Origin of the sequence: Xanthomonas sp. CFBP 8152 (assembly GCF_014199025.1) — a bacterium.
Lineage (GTDB): Bacteria > Pseudomonadota > Gammaproteobacteria > Xanthomonadales > Xanthomonadaceae > Xanthomonas > Xanthomonas arboricola_B.
The window spans coordinates 445,185-465,232 of the sequence record NZ_JACHNO010000002.1 but is presented as its reverse complement, the minus strand read 5'-3'; the positions used below and the strand labels follow the sequence as shown (position 1 = coordinate 465,232).

At 66.5% G+C, this 20,048-nt stretch carries 22 protein-coding genes; 13 read left to right on the top strand and 9 right to left on the bottom strand.

Annotated elements, in window-relative coordinates; genetic code table 11:
- Positions 1-34: 34 nt before the first annotated feature.
- From betT to FHT09_RS09725, 5 genes are all read right to left on the bottom strand, one after another.
- Positions 35-2,014, bottom strand: a complete 1,980-nt coding sequence (gene betT / locus FHT09_RS09745) for a choline BCCT transporter BetT (RefSeq protein WP_104606796.1) — start codon at positions 2,012-2,014, stop codon at positions 35-37.
- A gap of 136 nt (positions 2,015-2,150) precedes the next feature.
- Positions 2,151-2,888: an endonuclease/exonuclease/phosphatase family protein gene (locus FHT09_RS09740; protein ID WP_104606795.1), complete on the bottom strand. Its 738-nt coding sequence runs from the start codon at positions 2,886-2,888 to the stop codon at positions 2,151-2,153.
- Positions 2,889-2,937: 49 nt separating this feature from the next.
- Positions 2,938-3,753: a thiol:disulfide interchange protein DsbA/DsbL gene (locus FHT09_RS09735; protein ID WP_104606794.1), complete on the bottom strand. Its 816-nt coding sequence runs from the start codon at positions 3,751-3,753 to the stop codon at positions 2,938-2,940.
- A 91-nt stretch (positions 3,754-3,844) separates the two neighbouring features.
- Positions 3,845-4,495, bottom strand: a complete 651-nt coding sequence (locus tag FHT09_RS09730; protein ID WP_104606793.1) for a thiol:disulfide interchange protein DsbA/DsbL — start codon at positions 4,493-4,495, stop codon at positions 3,845-3,847.
- Positions 4,496-4,592: 97 nt separating this feature from the next.
- A complete protein-coding gene (locus FHT09_RS09725) occupies positions 4,593-5,390 on the bottom strand; it encodes a c-type cytochrome (protein WP_181141376.1) in 798 nt (265 codons plus the stop codon).
- 144 nt (positions 5,391-5,534) lie between these two features.
- Between FHT09_RS09725 and yihA the strand changes: the two genes are divergently transcribed.
- Positions 5,535-6,158 carry a ribosome biogenesis GTP-binding protein YihA/YsxC gene (yihA, locus tag FHT09_RS09720; protein WP_104606792.1) on the top strand — a complete coding sequence of 208 codons (624 nt, stop codon included), beginning with the start codon at positions 5,535-5,537 and terminating at the stop codon, positions 6,156-6,158.
- A 72-nt stretch (positions 6,159-6,230) separates the two neighbouring features.
- Here yihA and FHT09_RS09715 read toward each other — a convergent pair whose 3' ends face one another.
- Complete coding sequence (locus FHT09_RS09715) at positions 6,231-7,205, bottom strand: MBL fold metallo-hydrolase (RefSeq protein ID WP_104606791.1); 975 nt, start codon at positions 7,203-7,205, stop codon at positions 6,231-6,233.
- Between the two features lie 104 nt (positions 7,206-7,309).
- Positions 7,310-8,152, bottom strand: coding sequence for a helix-turn-helix transcriptional regulator (locus FHT09_RS09710; RefSeq protein WP_104606790.1), 843 nt, complete (start codon positions 8,150-8,152; stop codon positions 7,310-7,312).
- A gap of 309 nt (positions 8,153-8,461) precedes the next feature.
- Here FHT09_RS09710 and FHT09_RS09705 point away from each other — a divergent pair, with 309 nt between their 5' ends.
- Positions 8,462-9,826, top strand: coding sequence for a glutamate--cysteine ligase (locus FHT09_RS09705; RefSeq protein WP_104606789.1), 1,365 nt, complete (start codon positions 8,462-8,464; stop codon positions 9,824-9,826).
- Positions 9,827-9,961: 135 nt separating this feature from the next.
- Here FHT09_RS09705 and FHT09_RS09700 read toward each other — a convergent pair whose 3' ends face one another.
- Both FHT09_RS09700 and FHT09_RS09695 read right to left on the bottom strand, forming a co-directional pair.
- Positions 9,962-11,482 carry an ATP-binding protein gene (locus tag FHT09_RS09700; RefSeq protein ID WP_184416929.1) on the bottom strand — a complete coding sequence of 507 codons (1,521 nt, stop codon included), beginning with the start codon at positions 11,480-11,482 and terminating at the stop codon, positions 9,962-9,964.
- The gene (locus FHT09_RS09695; RefSeq protein ID WP_104606787.1) at positions 11,479-12,198 is read right to left on the bottom strand and encodes a response regulator transcription factor; all 720 of its coding nucleotides are present in this window, start codon (positions 12,196-12,198) and stop codon (positions 11,479-11,481) included. The genes FHT09_RS09700 and FHT09_RS09695 overlap by 4 nt, the downstream gene beginning before the upstream one ends.
- 137 nt (positions 12,199-12,335) lie before the next feature.
- Between FHT09_RS09695 and FHT09_RS09690 the strand changes: the two genes are divergently transcribed.
- From FHT09_RS09690 to FHT09_RS09640, 11 genes are all read left to right on the top strand, one after another.
- The gene (locus FHT09_RS09690; protein ID WP_104606786.1) at positions 12,336-13,436 is read left to right on the top strand and encodes a glycosyltransferase; all 1,101 of its coding nucleotides are present in this window, start codon (positions 12,336-12,338) and stop codon (positions 13,434-13,436) included.
- Positions 13,437-13,935: 499 nt separating this feature from the next.
- Complete coding sequence (locus tag FHT09_RS09685) at positions 13,936-14,229, top strand: hypothetical protein (RefSeq protein ID WP_104606803.1); 294 nt, start codon at positions 13,936-13,938, stop codon at positions 14,227-14,229.
- 164 nt (positions 14,230-14,393) lie between these two features.
- A complete protein-coding gene (locus tag FHT09_RS09680; protein WP_258077248.1) occupies positions 14,394-14,810 on the top strand; it encodes a hypothetical protein in 417 nt (138 codons plus the stop codon).
- A 275-nt stretch (positions 14,811-15,085) separates the two neighbouring features.
- Positions 15,086-15,361 carry a formaldehyde-responsive transcriptional repressor FrmR gene (gene frmR, locus FHT09_RS09675; protein WP_016902624.1) on the top strand — a complete coding sequence of 92 codons (276 nt, stop codon included), beginning with the start codon at positions 15,086-15,088 and terminating at the stop codon, positions 15,359-15,361.
- Between the two features lie 63 nt (positions 15,362-15,424).
- A complete protein-coding gene (locus FHT09_RS09670) occupies positions 15,425-16,534 on the top strand; it encodes an S-(hydroxymethyl)glutathione dehydrogenase/class III alcohol dehydrogenase (protein WP_104606785.1) in 1,110 nt (369 codons plus the stop codon).
- A 68-nt stretch (positions 16,535-16,602) separates the two neighbouring features.
- Positions 16,603-17,178: an S-(hydroxymethyl)glutathione synthase gene (gene gfa, locus FHT09_RS09665; RefSeq protein ID WP_104606802.1), complete on the top strand. Its 576-nt coding sequence runs from the start codon at positions 16,603-16,605 to the stop codon at positions 17,176-17,178.
- 58 nt (positions 17,179-17,236) lie between these two features.
- Entirely contained in the window at positions 17,237-18,067 is an 831-nt protein-coding gene (gene fghA, locus FHT09_RS09660; RefSeq protein ID WP_104606784.1) for an S-formylglutathione hydrolase, read from the top strand.
- Positions 18,068-18,079: 12 nt separating this feature from the next.
- Entirely contained in the window at positions 18,080-18,580 is a 501-nt protein-coding gene (locus FHT09_RS09655; protein WP_258077247.1) for a helix-turn-helix domain-containing protein, read from the top strand.
- Positions 18,581-18,589: 9 nt separating this feature from the next.
- Entirely contained in the window at positions 18,590-18,868 is a 279-nt protein-coding gene (locus FHT09_RS09650) for a hypothetical protein (protein WP_104606783.1), read from the top strand.
- Positions 18,861-19,265 carry a hypothetical protein gene (locus FHT09_RS09645; RefSeq protein ID WP_104538845.1) on the top strand — a complete coding sequence of 135 codons (405 nt, stop codon included), beginning with the start codon at positions 18,861-18,863 and terminating at the stop codon, positions 19,263-19,265. Before FHT09_RS09650 ends, FHT09_RS09645 begins: the two co-directional genes overlap by 8 nt.
- A gap of 44 nt (positions 19,266-19,309) precedes the next feature.
- On the top strand, positions 19,310-20,026 hold the full coding sequence (locus FHT09_RS09640) for a DUF4386 domain-containing protein (protein WP_104606782.1): 717 nt from the start codon (positions 19,310-19,312) through the stop codon (positions 20,024-20,026).
- Positions 20,027-20,048: the final 22 nt, after the last annotated feature.

Genomic DNA, 20,048 nt, shown 5'->3' with positions numbered 1-20,048 from the left:
CCTCCTGTGGGGCGCACGCGGCAGCGGCGGCACCTCAGCGCGTGAGATGCAGGAACTGCAGGTGACGCTCGTATTGATCGATGATGTCGTTGATGATCTGCTCGCGGCTGTAACCGACCAGGTCGTAATCCTGGCTGCCTTCGTACAGATACACTTCGGCGCGGTAATAGCGTTGGTTACGCAGGCGTTGCGCGGCGAAGGAAGGCGTCAGGTAACCGCGCATCACCACCTGGTAGCGGAAGCCCTGCTGCTCGCCGTGATCGACGCTGATGTCCATGTCGCCGTCGTCGAGCCGGCTGCTGACCTGCCAGCCCTCTTCCTGCAGTTGCGCGGTGACCGCTTCGATCGCCGGGCGCACCTGGTCGTGCATGAAGCGATACACCTCATCGCGCGCCGGGAAATGCATCGCCTGGCCCAGGCGCTGACGCCAGCCGCGGTGATGCCGCGATTGTCCGATCAGCGGGCTGGGGCTGTAGAGCTGTGCGCGCTTGCGTTGCGACTCTTCGCTGAGCGCGCGCGACAGGCCCCAGGCCATCAGCAGCAGCACCGCCGAGAACGGCAGTGAGGCCAGCACCACGGCCGATTTCAGCGCATCCATGCTGCCGGCCAGCAACAGGCCGCCGGTCACCACCGCAGTGAGCACACCCCAGAACACGCGCAACCAGCGCGGGCCGTCGTCGTGCGGTTCGCCGCCGTGCGAGGACAGCGTGGACAGCACCACCGTACCGGAATCGGCAGAGGTCACGAAGAACACGAAGCTGATCGCCACCGTCACCGTGATCACCGTGCGGCTCCACGGGTAGCTCTGCAGGAGCGAATACAGCACCGTCTGCGGCGCATCGATGGCCTGCTGCGCCAGCGCGCCCTGGCCGTGATGCAGCAACTGGTCCAGCGCGCTGTTGCCGAAGATCGACAGCCACGCCAGGGTGAAGCCGAGCGGGATCAGCAACACGCCGAGCACGAACTCGCGGATGGTGCGGCCGCGCGAAATGCGGGCGATGAACAGGCCTACGAACGGCGCCCAGCCGATCCACCACGCCCAGTAGAACACCGTCCAATTGCCGAGCCAGTCGCCGCGGCCGCCGTAGGCGTACACATCGAAACTCTTGTTGACCACACTGCCCAGGTAGTCGCCCAGATTCTGGATCAACGCGTTGAGCAGATACTGCGTGGGACCGGCCAACAGCATGAACAGCAGCAGCGCGATCGCCAGCAGCATGTTGATGTCCGACATCCAGCGCACGCCTTTCTCAACGCCGGACACCGCCACCACGATCGCCGCGCCCATCATCGCCACGATCAGCGCGACCTGCACCCAATGGGTGTGCGGCACATCCATCAAGGTGCTCAGGCCGGCATTGAGGTGCAGTACGCCAAAGCCCATGTCCGCGCCCAGGCCGAACACGGTGGCCACGATGCCCAGCGCATCCACGGTGTAGCCGATCGGCCCGTTGATGCGCTTGCCGATCAGCGGATACAGCGCCGAGCGCAAGGCCAGCGGCAGGTTGTGGCGGAATGCGAAATACGCCAGCGCCATCGCTGCCAGCGCGAACACGCCCCAGCCATGCAGTCCCCAATGCAGGAACAGCAACTGCATCGCCTGACGCGCAGAGGCCTCGCCGCTGCCGTTTCCGCCTTGCGGCGGTTGCAGATAATGGGTGAGCGGTTCGGAGACGCAGAAGAAGAACAGCGTGATGCTGATACCCGCGGCGAACAACATGCCGGCCCAGGAGAGATAGCTGAATTCCGGCTCGTCGTGATCGGCGCCGAGCTTGATGTTGCCGTAGCTGGACAAGGCCACGCCGAGCACGAACACCAGATACACCGTCATCGCCAACAGGTAGTACCAGCCGACATTGCGCGAGGCCCAGGTCTGCGCGTCCAGCAGCACGCGGCCCGCCTCGAGCGGAAACAACGCCACCAACAACGCAAACGTACAGACCACGGTCGCCGCCAGCACGAACACCGGCCGCAGGGTGCGCACCGGCAACCGCTGCGGCTCTACCGCACTCATGCCGACACACTCATATGACGCGTATCACGTGCCGTGCTCCCAACGAAAAACCGCCTGCGTTATCGCACAGGCAGTGTCGAGGGGGTGTCATCGGTCGAGTCCGCCAGTGCGAACCCATGGCCACGTTGCGTGCTTGCTAGCGCAGCAGGGGCAGCGGTACGCGGATATCCATGCCGACCGCAAGATGGTCGGAGAACGCTGCGGGAATCGCTTCGATATGTTCGATCTTCAAGCTGTCGCTGACCAGGATATGGTCGATCGCCCGATCCGGACGCCAGCTGGGAAACGTATGCACTTCGCAGCTCGGCGGTTGCAATCGCGTATGCCGGTACAGCGCCTGCATTTCCGGCCGGTCGGCCATGCAGTTGAAATCGCCCATCAACATCGCGTTGGGATGCTCGGACAACAACTCGGCGATGAAGGCCAGTTGCGCCATGCGCGAGTTGGCGCCCAACGACAGATGCGCCACTGCGACCGCCAGGCCTTCGCGACCCTGCCCGAACTTGGCCAGCAGGATGCCGCGCCCGCCGATCCGGCCGGGCAGGGCGTGGTCCTGCACTTCCAGCGGTTCCAGCTTGCTGAGCAAGCCGTTGGCGCTGGAGGCGACACCGCCCATGCGGCGGTTGGGTTGGTGGCTCCAGTAATGGAAGCCGGCGCGCTCGGCCAGGTAGTGGGTCTGGTTGGTGAAACCCGAGCGCAGGCTGCCCGGATCGGCTTCCTGCAGGCCGACGATATCGCGCTCGCCGGCCAGTTTGGCGATGCTGTCCAGGCTGGTGCGCTTGCTGCCCAGCGGCAACGCATGCGACCAGCTGCGCGTGACGTAATCGCTGTAACGACGGGTGCTGGAGCCGGCCTGGATGTTGGCGGTCAGCACCCGCAGGGTGCGCGAATCCGAAGCGTTCACAGGGCGGCGATCGACAGGATCACTTGGCCAGCGTGGCGCGTTCGCGCGCAATCAGGTGATCGGCGATGCGCAGCATGTCCGGGAAGCTCTGGCCCTTGACCAGGTACTTGCCGTTGACGATCAGCGACGGGGTGCCGGTGAGCTTGCTGCGGGTGGCGAACTGCTTGGCGCGGTTGGTCTTGGCCGACACGCCGAAGCTGCTCATGGTGTCGATGAAGGTCTTCTGGTCCACGCCGTACTTGGCGTAGAACGCGGCGATGTCCTGCACCGAATCCTTGCCGCGCTCGCCCTTGAGGGTCTGCTCGGTATGGATGGCCCTGTACAGCGCTTCGTGGGTCTTTTCCTGCACGCCCAGGGTTTCGGCGGCATAGAACGCACGGCCGTAATCGTCCCATGGGCCGCCGAACATCGCCGGCACGTAGACGAAGTGCACGTCCGACGGCAGACCGGCCTTCCACGGCCCGATCAGCGGCTGGAACGCGTTGCAGGCGGGGCAGACATAGCCGAAGACCTCGGCCACTTCGATCTTGCCGGCGGCCTGCTGGTACGGCTGGCCGCCTTCGATATCCAGATAATCTGTGCCGGCGACCGGCTCGGGGCCGTTCGGCGCGCGCGGTGCGGCGCTGGGTGCGGCGGCCGGCGGGGCGCTGGCGCTCTCGCCAACCGCAGGCGGCGCGGCGGGGTCGGCGGCCGGCGTGGCAGCGGCCGCAGCAGGCGCCGTCTCGGCAGCCGGCGTGGCGGCGGCAGGTGCGGTGTCGGACGAGCCGTCCTGGGCCTTGCAGGCGACCAGGATCGGCAGCAGCGCCATCAGCGTCAGGGCGAAGCGGGTCTTCATCGGATTGGATCTCCAGCGTGGGGCGAGGAAAGGGCCGGACGGCCGCGGGGCGCATGATGCCATGGGCGGCCGTTGGTGGCGGTTACGCGGTTCAGCGCTTGGCAGGACCGGCGTGTTCGCGGGCGATCAGGTAGTCCGCCACGCGCAGCATGTCCGGGTAGTTGCGCGCGCCGATCAGATAGCGCCCGTTGACGATGATGGCCGGGGTGCCGGGGAGCTTGCTGCGCTTGGCGAACTCGCGCGCGGCATCGAGCCTGGCATCCACCGCCTGGCTGTTGTAGGTCTCGATGAAGCGCTGCTGCGGCACGCCATAGCCGGCATAGAACGCGGCCAGTTCTTCCGGGGCGACATTCTGGGTCGGCACGGTCTGCTTCTCGTGGATCGCCTCGAACATGGCGCGGTGGCTGCGCTTGGCCACGCCCAGGAGGTCGGCGGCGAAGTAGGCACGCGCGAACGCATCCCAGAACCCGCCGAATGCCGCCGGCACCGGGGTGAAGCGCACATACGACGGCTGCCTGGCCACCCAGGTCTCCAGGGTTGGCTCGAAGTGCGCGCAGTGCGGGCAGGTGTAGCCGAACACCTCGACCACTTCCACCTTGCCGGCCAGCGGCGCATACGGCTGGCCGCCGTCGATGACGATGTAGTCGTCGCCTTCGACCGGCGGGGCGTTCTTGTCGGCGGCACAGGCCGCCAGCGGCATCAGCAGCAACAACAGCAGGGACAGGCGGGAAAGCAGATTCATGCAGGCTCCGTGGGGATGGAAAGGGGGAGGGCGGGAAACGACGACGCCGGTCGCGGGACCGGCGTCGTGACACGGTGTGGCGGTTGCGGCGGTCAGCTCATGAGCGTGCGGGCGTTGTTGCGGGCGTTTGCGCGGCGGCCGCATCGTCGGCGCGGTCGTGCAGACCCTGCAGATAGCTGGCCAGCGCCTGGATCTCCTGCTCGGTCAGCGGGTGCGCCACCTGCGCCATGATATTGAACAGCGCCGGGTTGCGCTCTTGGGTGGTACCGGCCTGGTACTCCTTCAGGCGCCGCGCCACGTACTCGGCATGCTGGCCGCCCAGGCGCGGATACGCCGGGCCCGGATTGCCGCTGCCGGACGGGCCATGGCAGGCCATGCAGGCCGGCACGCCGCGCGCGACATCGCCGCTGCGGTAGAGCTTCTCGCCGACCTCGTAGAACTTCAGGCCCTGGGACGGCCCCTCGTTGACCACCGTATCGTCGGCCACCCCGGCAGCGGATTTCTGCGTGGCGAAGTAGGCACCCAGGTCGCGCATGTCCTGCGCGGTGAGGTCCTTGACGAACGGCACCATCACCGCCGACATGCCGGTATTGCGCTCGCCGCTGGCGATCAATGCGACCTGATGCGCCACGTAGCGTTCGGTCTGGCCGGCGATGCGCGGGTACATGGCCACCGCTGGATTGCCGTCCGGGCCATGGCAGGCCGCGCAGGCGGCGGCCTTGGTCTGGCCGGCCTTGGCATCGCCCCAGGTGGTCTTGGACAGGTCCACCTCCAGCGGGGCCACCCGCACCGGCGGTGGATCGGGGATCGGCGTGACTGCCGATTGCGCAAACGCCACGGCGGCGATGACCGGCACGGCGAGGGCGGCGAGGACAAGCACACGAGCATGGCGCATCAGCTAAAGCTCCGTATGGACCCGGCCCGCGCGCGTTGGGTGCTGGCTGTGGCAGGCGTGCTTCGATTATCGACACGCCTTTGCGCCAGGGTCAACGAACAGTGCAGCAAAACCGTTGGGCCCCGAACGTGCGATCCTAGGGAGATGTCGCTCCTTATCGAACAAGCCCGCTACCACCTGTCCGCCCACAACGCCCGGCAATTGCCCGACGATGGCGGGTACGAGGTCGCCTTCGCCGGCCGCTCCAATGCCGGAAAGTCCAGCGCGCTCAACGCGCTGACCCGCCAGAACGCGCTGGCCCGCGTGTCCAAGACCCCTGGCCGCACCCAGCAGCTGGTGTTCTTCCAGATCCAGCCCGAGCGCTATCTGGTGGACCTGCCCGGTTACGGCTACGCCAAGGTGCCGCAGGACCTGCAGGCGCACTGGCAGGCTTTCATCGACCGCTATTTCCGCACCCGCGAGGCCCTGCGCGGGCTGGTGGTGGTGATGGACATCCGTCATCCGCTCAAGGATTACGACCTGCAGATGCTCGGCTATGCGGCCGAGCGCGGCCTGCCCGCACACGGATTGCTGACCAAGGCCGACAAGCTCGGCCGTGGCCAGCAGATGCAGACCCTGCAGAAGGTCAAGAAGGAAGTGACCTCGCGCTTCGGCGACAGCGTGACCGTGCAGACCTACTCCGGCGAATCGCGCCAGGGCGTGGACGAACTGCGCGGCATCGTCGGCGGCTGGCTGGGCCTGGACGGTGCGGCGCCTGCCGCCGAGTGAGCCGGGGCGGGCCTGGCGCCATGACGCCTGGTCCTTCAGACCGTCAGGACGGCAAGCCAGGGCTCGCCGTTTTCATTGCGGCACCGCGCCGAATTCGGTCGGCACCCAGGCGAACGCCTTGCCCTCGCGGCGCACATGACCCAGCCCCGGAAACGGCAGATGCGCGCCCGCCACCCACCAGCGGCCGTCGGCGGCCTGCGTCAGCAGGCGACGCCGTGAGGCGATTGCCTTGGCGCGGTCGCTGTCGGCCTCGAACGATGCGTCCGGCTGGGCGAACTGCACGGCGTGGTAGTGCAAGACATCGCCCCACACCAGCACGGTGTTGCCGGTGCCGCCGTCGAAGCGATACGAAACATGGCCGGGCGTGTGGCCCTGGCTGTCCAGCGCGGTGATGCCGGCCGGCAATGCGGTCTTGCCGGGCTGGAAACGGCGCAGCCGACCCTGGGCTTGATACGGTGCCACGGCTGCGCGTGCCAGCGGGAAGGCGAACTGCAGCATCGGCGCGGCACCGGCTTCCGAAGCGGGGTCCAGCCAGTACGCGGCATCGGCGTCGGACAGCCACACCGTGGCGTTGGGAAAGGCCGGTGTGCCCTGCCCATCCAGCAAGCCGCACAGGTGGTCCGGATGCGCGTGGGTGAGCAGCACATCGTCGACCTGGGCGGGGTCGTAACCGGCGGCGCGCAGGTTGCTCAGCACCTGGCCCAGACCGGGCCCCAGGCATTGCGCGGTGCCGGTATCGACCAGGCTGAGGTGGCTGCCGTCCTGGATCAGATAGGCATTGACTGCAGTCTGCAGTCCCTTGTTGTCCTCGGGCACGTAGCCCTGCGCGAGCAGGCGGTCGCGCTCTGTCGTGTCCACATTGGACAGCTGTTGCCGCGTCAACGCCACGCTACCGTCGAACAACGCAGTGACGCGCAGCGTACCGATGCGCTGCAGGTAGAAGCCGGGAACCTGTGCGTGGGAGGATGCGGGCGCAGCGGCGTGCGCCAGCGTGGCGCTTGCGGCGAGCAACAGCGGTGCCAGCGAACGCAGGGCGGAAACAGACATGAGCAACTCCAGGACAGGCGGCAGCCGCCGCGGTGTCGCCATGCTGGCCGCAGCGACCTGCGCGATTCGCTCATTGCGCTGCGCGAAGCGCTCGCGCCGGCGATCTAGCGGCTATTGCCGATGCTGGCCGGGTCCAGCCCGTAGCGCTGCTGGAAGCGCTGACTGAAGCTGCGGGTAGACCGATACCCGGCACGCGCGGCCACGGTCTTGAGCGGCCAGCGCGTGCTGTAGAGCAAGGCCATGGCGTGCGCCAGCCGCGCGTCGGTGATCACCTCGCGCAGCGAGCGCTGTTCGGCGGCCAGATGCCGACGCAAGGTGGCGCCACTGATGCCCAGGCTGTCTTCGACATCGCGCGAGCGCCATGCCCGCTGCGGCTGCGCGGTGATCAACGTACGCACCTGCTCGGCGATGCTTGGCGCCGGCGGCAGCAGCAGGCCGCCGTGGCCGCGGCGGCAGAGATTGACGACCAGTGCGGCCAGCGCAAGACGTGCTTCGGCATACAGACCGTGGTGCAGCGCATCGCGCCATTGCTGCAGCGTCAGTTCGAAATCGATCGCCGCCAGCCGCGCGATGTCGGCGCCGGCCTCGGGCAGCGGCTCGTTCCACAACGCGCGCGCAGCGACCAGCGCCTCTACGCAGAGCGGGACCACCACGCTCAGGTAGAGACCGGTCTGTGGGTCGGGCGTGTTGATCACATCGATCCGGCAACGGCGCGTCACCAGGAACAGATCGCCCGGCACGAACTCCAGCGATTGGGTCGTGCTGCGCACCTGTTTGCGGCCCTGCAGCAGAATCGCGAACTGCGCCTGGGTCAGATCCACCGAGCGTGCCCCGTGTTCGCGCCGCGCACTCACGCAGACGAACGCTTCGGCGCGCTCGCAGTGCATCAGACTGGCCATCTGCGCGAGCAGCGCATCGGTGGGTGTGGGTGTGGGTGCAACGGTCATGGCCGGGCGATGCTACAGGATCGCGGGTGCGCGGCTGGGGTGATCGAACGCCATGCATCCGCGCCTGCGAGAAGTCGCGGGTGTCCAGTTTCAGCCTGGACGGTTGCAGCCCGCGGCGCCTCCGTCACTCCCGACCTCGGTGCTGCGGTCACGCCAGCGCCTGCGTCGGCCACGCCGTGCGCATGGATGGAAATCTCAGACCCGGCCGATGGCAGCAATTCTTTCCATGCCCTGCGGTTATAGTGCGGGCCTTGCGGTGGCAGGGGAGGATCCCCACATCGTCCCCCTCATTTTCCTGCGAGCCTGCCCTTGTCGAGTCCCAGCCATGTTGCCGAAACGCCGATCACCGAACGCGCGGAACTGGTCCAGGTACTGGCCTCCGGCGAGAAGCCCGGCGCTGACTGGCGGATTGGCACCGAGCACGAAAAGTTCGGCTTCCAGCTCGACGACCTGCGCGCGCCCACGTTCGAAGGCGAGCGCGGCATCCAGGCGCTGCTGACCGGGTTGACCCGCTTCGGCTGGGAGCCGGTGCAGGAAAGCGGCCACACCATCGCGCTGCTGCGCGACGGCGCCTCGGTGACGCTGGAGCCGGCCGGCCAGCTGGAACTGTCCGGCGCGGCGGTGGAAACCCTGCATCACACCTGTGTGGAAACCGGCACCCATCTGGACGAAGTGGCGCAGGTGGCCGGCGAGTTGCAGTTGGGGTTCCTGGGCATGGGCTTCCAGCCGAAGTGGCGCCGCGATCAAATGCCGTGGATGCCCAAGGGCCGCTACCAGATCATGAAGAACTACATGCCCAAGGTCGGCTCGCTCGGCCTGGACATGATGACGCGCACCTGCACCGTGCAGGTCAATCTGGACTACGCCACCGAAGCGGACATGGTGAAGAAGTTCCGCGTGTCGCTGGCGTTGCAGCCGATCGCCACCGCGTTGTTCGCCGATTCGCCGTTCACCGAAGGCAAGCCGAACGGCTACCTGAGCTACCGCTCGCACATCTGGACCGACACCGACGCCGATCGCACCGGCATGTTGGACTTCGTGTTCGAAGACGGCTTCGGCTACGAGCGCTATGTCGATTACCTGCTCGACGTGCCGATGTATTTCTCCTACCGCGACGGCGTCTACGTCGATGCCAGCGGGCAGAGCTTCCGCGACTTCATGCAGGGCAGGTTGCCGGCACTGCCGGGCGCGTTGCCGACGCTGCGCGATTGGTCGGACCACATGACCACCGCGTTCCCGGAAGTGCGCTTGAAGAAGTATCTGGAAATGCGCGGCGCCGATGCCGGCCCGTGGGATCGCCTGTGCGCGCTGTCGGCATTCTGGGTCGGTTTGCTGTACGACGACACCGCGCTGGATGCGGCCTGGGATCTGGTCAAGGATTTCAGCACCAGCGAGCGCCACGCGCTGCGCGACGGGGTGCCCAAGCATGCACTCGGCCTGCCGTTCCGCAACGGCACGGTGCGCGATTTGGCGGTGGAAGCGGTCAAGATCGCCCGCGAGGGCCTGCGTCGGCGTGCGCGCCTGAATGCCGATGGCCAGGACGAAACCGGCTTTGTGGACGTGATCGCCGAGATCGCCGAGAGCGGCGTGACTGCCGCCGAGCGCAAGCTGGCGCTCTATCACGGTGCATGGAATGGCGACATCGATCGCGTGTTCCGCGAGTTTGCGTACTGAGCGCTTGCTGCCTGCAGCGGTCGTAGCACGTCGCCGGGCTGGGGCGCGGTTGGTCGTTGCAGCCAGACTCGGGTGCGCGACGGCATCGCCGACCTCGCCGACCTCGCCTGCAGAGGAATGCGCTCCAACCTGGCCCTAGCGTCGCTCCGGCATGCACGGCAGGCGCACGGTCACCCGCAGGCCGCCACCTGCTGCACGGTTGTCCAGGCGCAGGTCGCCGCCATGCGCCAGCACGATGCTGTGCGCCACCGACAAGCCCAGCCCGATGCCGCCGGTGTCGCGATTGCGCGAGGACTCGCCACGCACGAAGGGAAGCAGCAACTGTTCGCGTTGGGTCGGGTCGATCCCGGGGCCGTCGTCGTCGATCCACAGCACGCCGTCTTCGCCGTCGCGCTGCAGCTGCAGGCGCGCGCGCTTGCCGTATTTCAGCGCGTTCTCCAGCAGGTTCATCACCGCGCGCCGCAAGGCCAGCGGGTCGCCATCCAGGGTGAGCTCCTGGCCGGGCAGCAGTTCGGCATCGGCGCCGATGTCGGTGGCGTTGTCGACTACGCTTTCCACCAGCAGGCGCAGATCCAGCGGCGCGCGTTTGCCGCGGTGGCGATCGTTCTGGATGAAATCCAGCGCGGCGGAAATCATCGCCTTCATCTCGTCGATGTCGGCCAGCGCCTTGTCGCGCAATGGCGGCTGCAGGCCGTCCAGGCGGAACGACAGGCGCGCCAGCGGCGTGCGCAGGTCGTGCGCGATCGCCGCCACCATGTGGGTGCGTTCGTTGATCAGACGGTTCAGACGTGCCTGCATCGCATTGAACGACTCGGCCGCGCGCACGATCTCCGGCGGGCCGCTGCGTTGCAACGCTGCGGCGTCCGGGTTGCGGCCCAGCCGGTCGGCGGCTTCGGCAAAGCGCTTGATCGGCGCAGATAGCGCACGCGAGAACCACCACGCCAGCGGCACGTTGGCCAGCAGGCCGGCCAGGAACAGCAGCACCACGTGGGTCTTGAACTCGGCCGACAGTCGTCGCGGTGGCGATTCGACCGTGCGCCAGCGGCCATCGGGCTGCTGCAACGCGGCGGTGAAGCCGTCCAGCAACGGTACGCCCGGGGTCAGGCGCTCGCTCTCCCAGGCGCCGGGAGTATCGTCCGGACGCAGTCCATTGCCGAACGGCGGGGCACCGGGGGGGTGATCGCGCGGCCAGTCGTCTGGTGCCGGCGGCGAGCGCTGCAAGGCAGCGTGGCGATTGCCGACGGGACTGGCATCGTCGTCATCGGCCCCGGATGCCTGCGGTTGACCGGGCATGCGCGGCGGTGGGGACATGCCGCGCATGCCCTGACGATCGTCGGCGCTGCGGTAGAAGCGCACGCGCTGCTCGGGGACATCCAGCCAATGGGCCAGCAGCATTTCGGCAAACCCGTCGCGCACTTGGCCTGCCGGCGGCAGTGGGGCCTGGGCCGACTCGTGCACCGTCAAGGTCTGGGTGCCGGCCGGCATGCGCGTGGACAGCAGCGCCACCACTTCCGGCGGATGCACCGGTGGCTCGTAGACCGGGGTGCGCATCACCAGCAGGGCGATGCCGATGACCTGGGCGGTGAGCAGCGCCACCGCCAGCAACACGAAGGTACGGGCAAAGATCGACAGCCCGCGACGTGCCGGTTTGCTCACAGACGCGAAACGCCCGGCAGCAGCATGTAGCCCTCGTTGCGCACGGTGCGAATCAATTCGGTATGCACGCGCTCGTTGATCTTGCGGCGCAGGCGGCTGATCTGGCTGTCGATGGCGCGGTCGTAGACGTCGGTGTCGCGGCCACGGGCGTAGTCCAGCAACTGGTCGCGGCTCAGTACCCGCTGCGGATGCTCCACGAAGGTGCGCAGCAGCGCGAACTCGCCGTCGGACAGGTTGATGAAGATGCCGGTGGGGTCGCGCAGGTCGCGACGCACTACGTCCAGCCGCCAGCCGGCAAACTCGTAGACATTGCCGCGGTGATCGGCCTGCTCGCTGCTGGCCTGGCTGCGGCGTAGCAGGGCGCGTACCCGCGCCAGCAGTTCGCGCGGATTGCAGGGTTTGGCCAGGTAATCGTCGGCGCCCACTTCCAGGCCGATGATGCGGTCGGTGTCGTTGCCCAGCGCGCTGAGCATGATGACCGCAGGTGAACCGCGCTCGCTGGCCAGCGCCCGCGCTGCGCTCAGGCCGTCTTCTCCAGGCATCATCACGTCGAGTACGATGAGGTCCGGGCGACGCTGCGCGATGCTCTTGCGCATCTCCGCCACGTTTTCGGCAACCTCCACCTGGTAGCCGTGGGCGCTGAGGAACTCGCCGATGAGCTTGCGCAGGTCCGGGTCGTCGTCGACCACAAGAACGCAGGGTTGTTGCATGTCCATGGAGATCATCGTCGGTGGCGCGGAGCTTGGCCCGCGCAGGGTGGTGGCTACCGGATACATGGTGCTCGCAGTTGCAGGGCTGGAGCACGCATCATAATGCTTGAATTTGTCAACCTTTGGCACACGTGTGACGCAACATGACAGAACGGGACATCGCGCAGGAAACCGGGCCATCGACACTGTGCCGCTGCAATGGCGAGTGTGCGCATGACAAGGCGTTTCCGATGATGCGGGTGATCAGCCGCGACAACGGCGTGGGCCTGACCCGGGACATGGAACTGATGGCGCAGACGCTGCGTGCCGGCGGCATACCGGTGCAGGAGGTGGGCTTCACCAGTCAGCGGCTGCACGATACCGCGCGCGAAGCCCGTCTGTGGGCGGGTCGCGCGCTGTTCGGGCGGGTGCCGGTGCAGATCTTCTCCGAGCGCGTGTATGCGCGCTGCCTGCCGCTGGGCCAGACCAACCTGCTGGTGCCCAATCCGGAGTGGTTGCTGCCCAAATGGCTGCCGCGGCTGCCGCAGTTCGACGCAGTGCTGTGCAAGACCCATCACGCGGAGCGGATTTTCCGCAGCCTGGGCTGCACCACGCGGTTCATCGGCTTCACCAGCCCGGATCGCTACGACGCGCAGGTCGCGCGTCAACGTGCGTTCTTCCATCTGGCCGGGCGCAGTACCGCCAAGGGTACCCGCGTGCTGCTGGAGACCTGGCAACGGTATCCGGAGTGGCCGCTGCTGACGGTGGTGCAGAACCCGCGGACGGCCGGCAAGCCGGTGGTGGCGCCGAACATCGACCACCGCGTCCGTTATCTCGACGACGCCGAACTGCGCCGGCTGCAGAACGCGCATCTGTTCCATCTGTGCCCGTCCGAGGCCGAGGGCTTTGGGCATTACCTGATGGAAGCGCTGAGCGTGGGCGCTGTGACCTTGGCCACCGACGGTGAGCCGATGAACGAACTGGTCAGGCCCGAGCACGGCGTGCTGATTGGGGCGGCCGAGGTGCGCCAGCGGCGTCTGGCGTCGTACTACTACGTGGACGCGGCGGGCATTGCGCAGGCAGTGGAAACCGCGCTGGCATTGCCGCAGGCGCAGCTGGACCAGTTGTCGGCCAACGCGCGGGCGTTCTACCAGGCCAACGATGCCGCATTCGCTACACGCTTTCGCAATGCGGTGCTGGCGTCGTTGCCCGCACATGCGGTGGATGCCATCGCAAGCGTGGCCCCGGCGGTCGTCGAGAACTGATGCGTTAGCCCGGCTCAAGGCTTTCCCGCGGTCAAGCGTATTGCATGCAGCGCGCGGTGCTTGCGCGGCTCCACGCCTTGCACGCCGCGTGACCGCGCACGCCAGCGATCGGCGCGCAGCGGCAAATGCACGACATATCGCAATGCAACGCTCTCCCTGACCAAGCGGGTGCATCCCGCCATTGCCATATGCGTGCAGTACGCATATGTGCGCCATCCAGCCAGGGAGATTCACGATGGTCCAGACACGCTCCACCGCCGTTGCCATCAGTGCGCTGCTTGCAGTGCTCGGCTTGGGCGGCTGCGCCAGCTTCTGCGGCGCGCCTTCCGGCGGGCCACCGCCGCCACCCGCGCCACCGCAGGCGCAGCGCGGTCCGCCACCGCCACCGCCACCGAGCGCGAGCGATCTGGCCGCGATGCAGGCGTGTGCTCAGGAGCAGGGGAAGGCGTTGCCTCCGCCAGCTGCGGCCACGCCGCATCACGATGCGCCTGCGGAGGGCGTGAATCGCAGTGCGTTTGACCGCTGTCTGGCCGACAAGGGCGTGACGCGGCTACCGCCGATGCCGGGCGAGCCGTGGCGTGACGGTCCGGGGCCTGCTGGCTGGCACGAACCCGGCGAACCATCTGGTCCGCCACCCTACGATCCTGACTTCGACGCCGCGTTGCAGGCCTGTGCCACAGCGCAAGGCATCGCATTGCCGGCGCCTGACCGGCGGCCCCCGGGCCCGCCACCGCCGGCACTGGCGCAATGCCTGGAGGCCGAAGGCTTCAAGCCGCCGCCCCGGCATGGCTGATCATGCTGATCGTGGCGATTCCGCTGTGTCGGCCGCGCTACCGACACGCTCTTCGCCATCGATTGCGCACCGTGTGGTCTCGCCCGGCTGGTCAGTGCGCACACCCGCGAGATGGGGTTGCCTGTCTATCGCGGACATGAGGAGCGCAGTGCGTTGGTCCGGTCATGGGCGCGATCGACGCGCAAGGTCATGGCGACCGCATGGCGCTGGCCGGCGCCGGCGGCGTGCATCTGCACCCCAGCACCGTGCCAACCTTTGCGCTGGCCCTGCATGAGCGGGCGACCAACGCCAGCAAGCACGGCGCGCTTGCACAGGCCAGCGGCCAGTTGCAGGTGGGTTGGCGCCTGCTGGGGACGGCCAAAGGCGCCCGCCCGCGCATCGGATGGAGCGAGACCGGCGTGCGCATGCCGGCGCCGGGCAAGACGGCGCAAGGGTCCGGCTACGGCCGCGAGTTGATCGAACGCGTGCTGACGTACCGCTTGCAGGCCGAAACGGCCTACGTGCTGTGGACGGACGCAGTGCGTTGCACCAACGAGCTGCCGGTGTCGGAGAGCATGCGGCTGGAAGGCGACGACAGCTGAAGATGCAGGCAGCGCCTGCACACGCCCGCCACCGTCGTGCTGCACTGCGACGACGGCGGTGGCCGGCGCGCCGAATCCGCAGCAGCGCAGGACCACGAGTCGGCGAGCCGCCGCCTGGACGGACGTTCAGCGCCATGGCCGACGCGGTGTCGCCGCCGCCGGGCTCCAATCCGGACCGCGCCCTTCGCAGAAGTTCGCGAGCGGGCTGCTTTCCTGGGCATGGCTTTTTCCCGGCAAGTCCATATACTGCCCCCCAGTATTCCGTCGGAGCCGTCATGCCCCACTCGCCGCAGGAAAAAAAGCGGGCGCTAGCGCGCGTGCGACGCCTGCGCGGGCAATGCGACGCGCTCGAGCGCGCGCTGGAGGCGGGCGCAGACTGTGCGCCTGTGCTGCAGCAGATCGCCGCGATCCGGGGTGCCGTCAATGGGCTGATGTCGCAGGTGCTCGAAGCGCATATCCGCGAAGACTTCGGTCATGCCGCCGCCTCCGATGCGCAGCGCGCCGAGCGGGTGCAGGAGCTGCTCGGGCTGGTCCGGTCCTATCTCAAATGAACTCCCACCGGGTCGGCGCATGCCGTGCCCGTCCTTGAACCTCATCGTCAGGAGCGCCATCACATGAAATCCCGTGCAGCAGTTGCATTCGGTCCCGGCAAACCGCTGGAAATCGTCGAGATCGACGTCGCACCGCCGAAGGCGGGCGAGGTGCTGGTCCGCATCACCCATACCGGTGTGTGCCATACCGACGCGTTCACCTTGTCTGGCGACGATCCGGAAGGCATCTTCCCGTCCGTGCTGGGCCATGAGGGCGGCGGCATTGTCGAGCAGGTCGGCGAGGGCGTGACCAGCGTCAAGGTCGGCGACCACGTGATCCCGCTGTACACCGCCGAATGCCGCAAGTGCAAATTCTGCCTGTCCGGCAAGACCAATCTCTGTCAGGCCGTGCGCGCCACCCAGGGCAAGGGCTTGATGCCGGACGGCACCACGCGCTTTTCCTATAACGGCGAGCCGATCTACCACTACATGGGCTGCAGCACCTTCAGCGAATACACCGTGGTGCCGGAGATCTCGCTGGCCGTGGTGAACCCGGAAGCGCCGCTGGAAAAGGTCTGCCTGCTTGGTTGCGGCGTCACCACCGGCATCGGCGCGGTGCACAACACCGCCAAGGTCAAGCCGGGCGAAAGCGTGGCGGTGTTCGGCCTGGGCGGCATCGGTCTGGCGGTGATCCAGGGCGCGGTGCAGGCCGGGGCCGGGCGCATCCTGGCCGTCGACACCAACCCTGGCAAGTTCGATCTGGCGCGCAGCATGGGCGCCACCGACTGCATCAACCCCAAGGACTACGACAAGCCCATCCAGGAAGTCATCGTCGAGCTGACCGATGGCGGCGTGGACTTCAGCTTCGAGTGCATCGGCAATGTCAACGTGATGCGTTCGGCGCTGGAGTGTTGCCACAAGGGCTGGGGCGAGAGCGTCATCATCGGCGTGGCCGGCGCCGGCCAGGAAATCAGCACCCGTCCGTTCCAGCTGGTCACCGGCCGCGTGTGGCGCGGCTCGGCCTTCGGCGGAGTTAAGGGACGGACCCAGTTGCCGGGCATGGTGGAGCAATCGATGAAGGGCGAGATCGATCTCGATCCGTTCATCACCCATACCATGCCGCTGGAAGAGATCAACGAGGCCTTCCACCTGATGCATGAAGGCAAGTCGATCCGCACCGTGATTCATTTCTGACCGTACGGCCAGGATCGGCGCGCGGCCGCTTCCGCGCACGTGGTACCCGATACTCCGGGAGGGGCATGATGACCAGCGTCTCGATTCATCCTTCGGTAGACAGCGGTATAGCGCGTGGCGGTGCAGAAATTTTTCAAGGCGGAACCCTTGAATGCCACTGCGCCAGCGACAAGGTCACCGTGGAGGTGGGTGCGCAGACCGCGCACAACCACGCCTGCGGCTGCAGTAAATGCTGGAAGCCGGAAGGCGCAACGTTTTCGGTGATTGCAGTGGTGCCACGCGACAAGGTCACGGTGACCGCGCATGCGGAGAAGCTCAAGATCGTCGACGAAAGCGCGGCGATCCAGCGGCACGCGTGCACTGGCTGCGGCGTGCATATGTTCGGTCGCATCGAAAACAAGGATCACGCGTTTTACGGTCTGGACTTCATCCATACCGAGTTGTCGCAGCAGCCAGGCTGGTCGCCGCCGGGCTTTGCGGCGTTCGTGTCCTCCATCATCGAAACCGGCACGTCGCCGGATGACATGGATGGCATACGCGCGCGCCTCAATGAGCTCGGCCTGACCCCGTACGACTGCCTGTCGCCGGGATTGATGGATGCGCTGGCGGCCAATGTGGCACGCAAGAAGGGCTTGCTGCACTGATCGCCCCATCCTGCGGCCGGCATGCCTGCCGGCCGCAGGTTTCTACCGAAGGAATCCCATGGAACGTATCGAACACCACGCCTGCTTCGGCGGCTGGCAAGACGTCTACCGGCATCAGTCGCAGAGCTTGAACTGCAGCATGCAGGTCGGCGTCTATCTGCCTCCGCAGGCCGCCGATGGTCCGTTGCCGGTGCTGTACTGGCTGAGCGGGCTGACCTGCACCGAACAGAATTTCATTGGCAAGGCCGGCGCGCAGCGCTACGCGGCCGAGCATGGCGTGATCCTCGTCGCGCCCGACACCAGCCCGCGTGGCGACGATGTGGCCGACGCGGACGGCTATGACATCGGTAAAGGCGCCGGCTTCTATGTCGATGCCACCGAGCAGCCATGGGCGGCGCACTACCGCATGTACGACTATGTGGTGAACGAATTGCCGGCATTGATCGAAGCGCACTTCGCCACCACCGGCGCGCGTGCGATCAGCGGCCATTCGATGGGCGGCCATGGCGCCTTGACCATCGCCTTGAAGAATCCGGGCCGCTATCGCAGCGTGTCGGCATTCTCGCCGATCGTCGCGCCAAGCCAGGTGCCGTGGGGCGAGAAGGCGTTCGGCCAGTATCTGGGGCCCGATCGCGCAGCGTGGCAAGCGTACGACGCCACTGCGTTGATCGCCCAGGCACAGGAGCGCCTGCCGCTGTTGGTCGATCAGGGCGATGGCGACGAATTTCTCGAAAACCAGCTGAAAACCGCGCTCTTCGAAGAGGCTGCCAAGGCTGCCGGTTATCCGGTCACGGTGCGGATGCAGCCCGGTTACGACCATAGCTATTACTTCATTGCCAGTTTTATCGGCGAACACATCGCGCACCATGCTGCGGCGTTGCGTGGTTGATGGTCCGGTCGGGTGCGTCTGCGGCGCGGGCGCTACAAGACGCGCGCCGATGGTGCGCAGACTGTGCCTGCTTGCCGCAATGGCCTGATAACGCCGGTTGCCGACCCACACTCCTGCAATGCGCTTGTGCAACGTTTGTCCGCAGCGCTTGACACGCCGCCACCTGTCAGATATTTATTACGCATGAAAAGGGGGGGGCAAACGACAGGGGATCGATTGCTGGAAATTCTTTCGGCGCTGGATAATCCGCATCGACTCAGGATCGTCGCGGCGCTGGAAACCGGTGGCCGCAACTACATCAGCAGTCTGGCGCGTGAGATCGGGATCAGTCGTCCGTTGTTGCATCTGCATTTGAACAAGCTCGAAGCTGCGGGTCTGGTGACCAGTCAACTTGAGTTGTCACAGGACGGAAAAGCGCTCAACTACTTCGAGGTCAGCGCCTTTCGCTTGGAACTTTCACCTTCGGTCATTGCGGAAGCGGCGATGTCGCTGACCGACAAGACAGAAAAATAGGAGACGGCCTTGTCGGAGCATTTGTATCTTTTGACGATCTGCCTGCCGCTGAGCACGATCCTGCTGGTTTTCGGGATGCGCTACTTCGTCGCGATCCGACAGGCCAAGGCGCAACTCGATCACAATCAGGCCTACCGCGAGCTGGCCGAGAAAACGCAGACTGCGTTGAACGACATGCGCATCCGCCTGGAGGGTATCGAAAGAATTCTCAAGGACGTCTCGAATGACGGCGACCGGGACCGTCGCCAGCGGCGCCTCCGTCTCCAATACGCCCGGGTGCGTGCCTGACACCGTGCCGCTTTGGCGGTTGTACGGCCTGCGCGCCGGCTATCTGTTGCTCGTGGTTGGTCTGGGCGTACAGGTCTGGCCAGACATCGTGCTGCGACACGGCAGCTGGGAACTGATGGAGGGTGTGGTGCAGTGCATGCTGGGAGCGATGGGGTTGCTGGCATTGCTCGGGCTTCGCTATCCGCTGAAGCTGCTGCCGCTGCTGCTGTTCGAGATTGCATGGAAGCTGATCTGGCTGGGTATGGTCGCCACGCCTCGGTTGCTGCTTGATCGGATGGATGCCGGCACGTGGTCCACGTTGTCGGCCTGCCTGTTGGTCGTGGTCTTTCCGATCGTGATCCCATGGCGCTACGTCGCGTCGATGTTCATCCGTATGCCCGGCGACCGCTGGCGGTGACTGCCGTCCTGCCTCGCCCACAACGCAAAAGGACGGGACATTCCATGGCGTACGACATTCAGGCTCGCCCGCAGTTCTATGCGCGAGTTGCAGGCGCGCTCTATCTCGCCGTCATCGTTCTCGGCGGTCTGGCCGAAGGCTACGTGGCGAACTCCCTGATCGTGCCGGGCGATGCCCAGGCCACGATCCACGCCATCGTGCAGGATGCGCAGCTGTGGACGCTGGGGCTGGCCGCAAATCTGGTGGTGCCGCTGCTTGCGGTGGTGCAGCTGTGGATCGAATACATGCTGCTGCGGCCTGCTGGAAGAGGCCTGGCGCTGTTGTTTGTGTTATTGAACCTTGCGTCGCTTTCGGTAGAGGCGGTCAGCAAACTGTTCCAGCTGATGGTACTGCCCCTGGCGTCCGGCGGCTCTTCGGCGGCCAACCCTGATCAGGCCCTTTCGCTGGTCGCGCTGGCATTGCTGGGCCATGACCTCGGTTTCAACATCGCTTTGCTCTTCTTCGGCGCCGCCTGCCTGGTCAGCGGCACGCTGATCTGGCGATCGCGCTATTTCCCCAGGTTCGTGGGTGGATTGATGTTGCTGGCCGGGATCAGTTATTTGGTGGCTTCGCTCGCCGAGCTGCTGGCGCCTGCATTCGCACGGCTGATCAATCCCGGGGTTCTGCTGCCGGTTCTGGTGGGCGAAACGACGTTCTGTCTGTGGCTGCTGATCCGCGGTGTCGATCGGCGGCAGTGGGATGCCAGGGCCGCTGCGATGTAGGCGCCGTTCCCCTTGTCCAGCA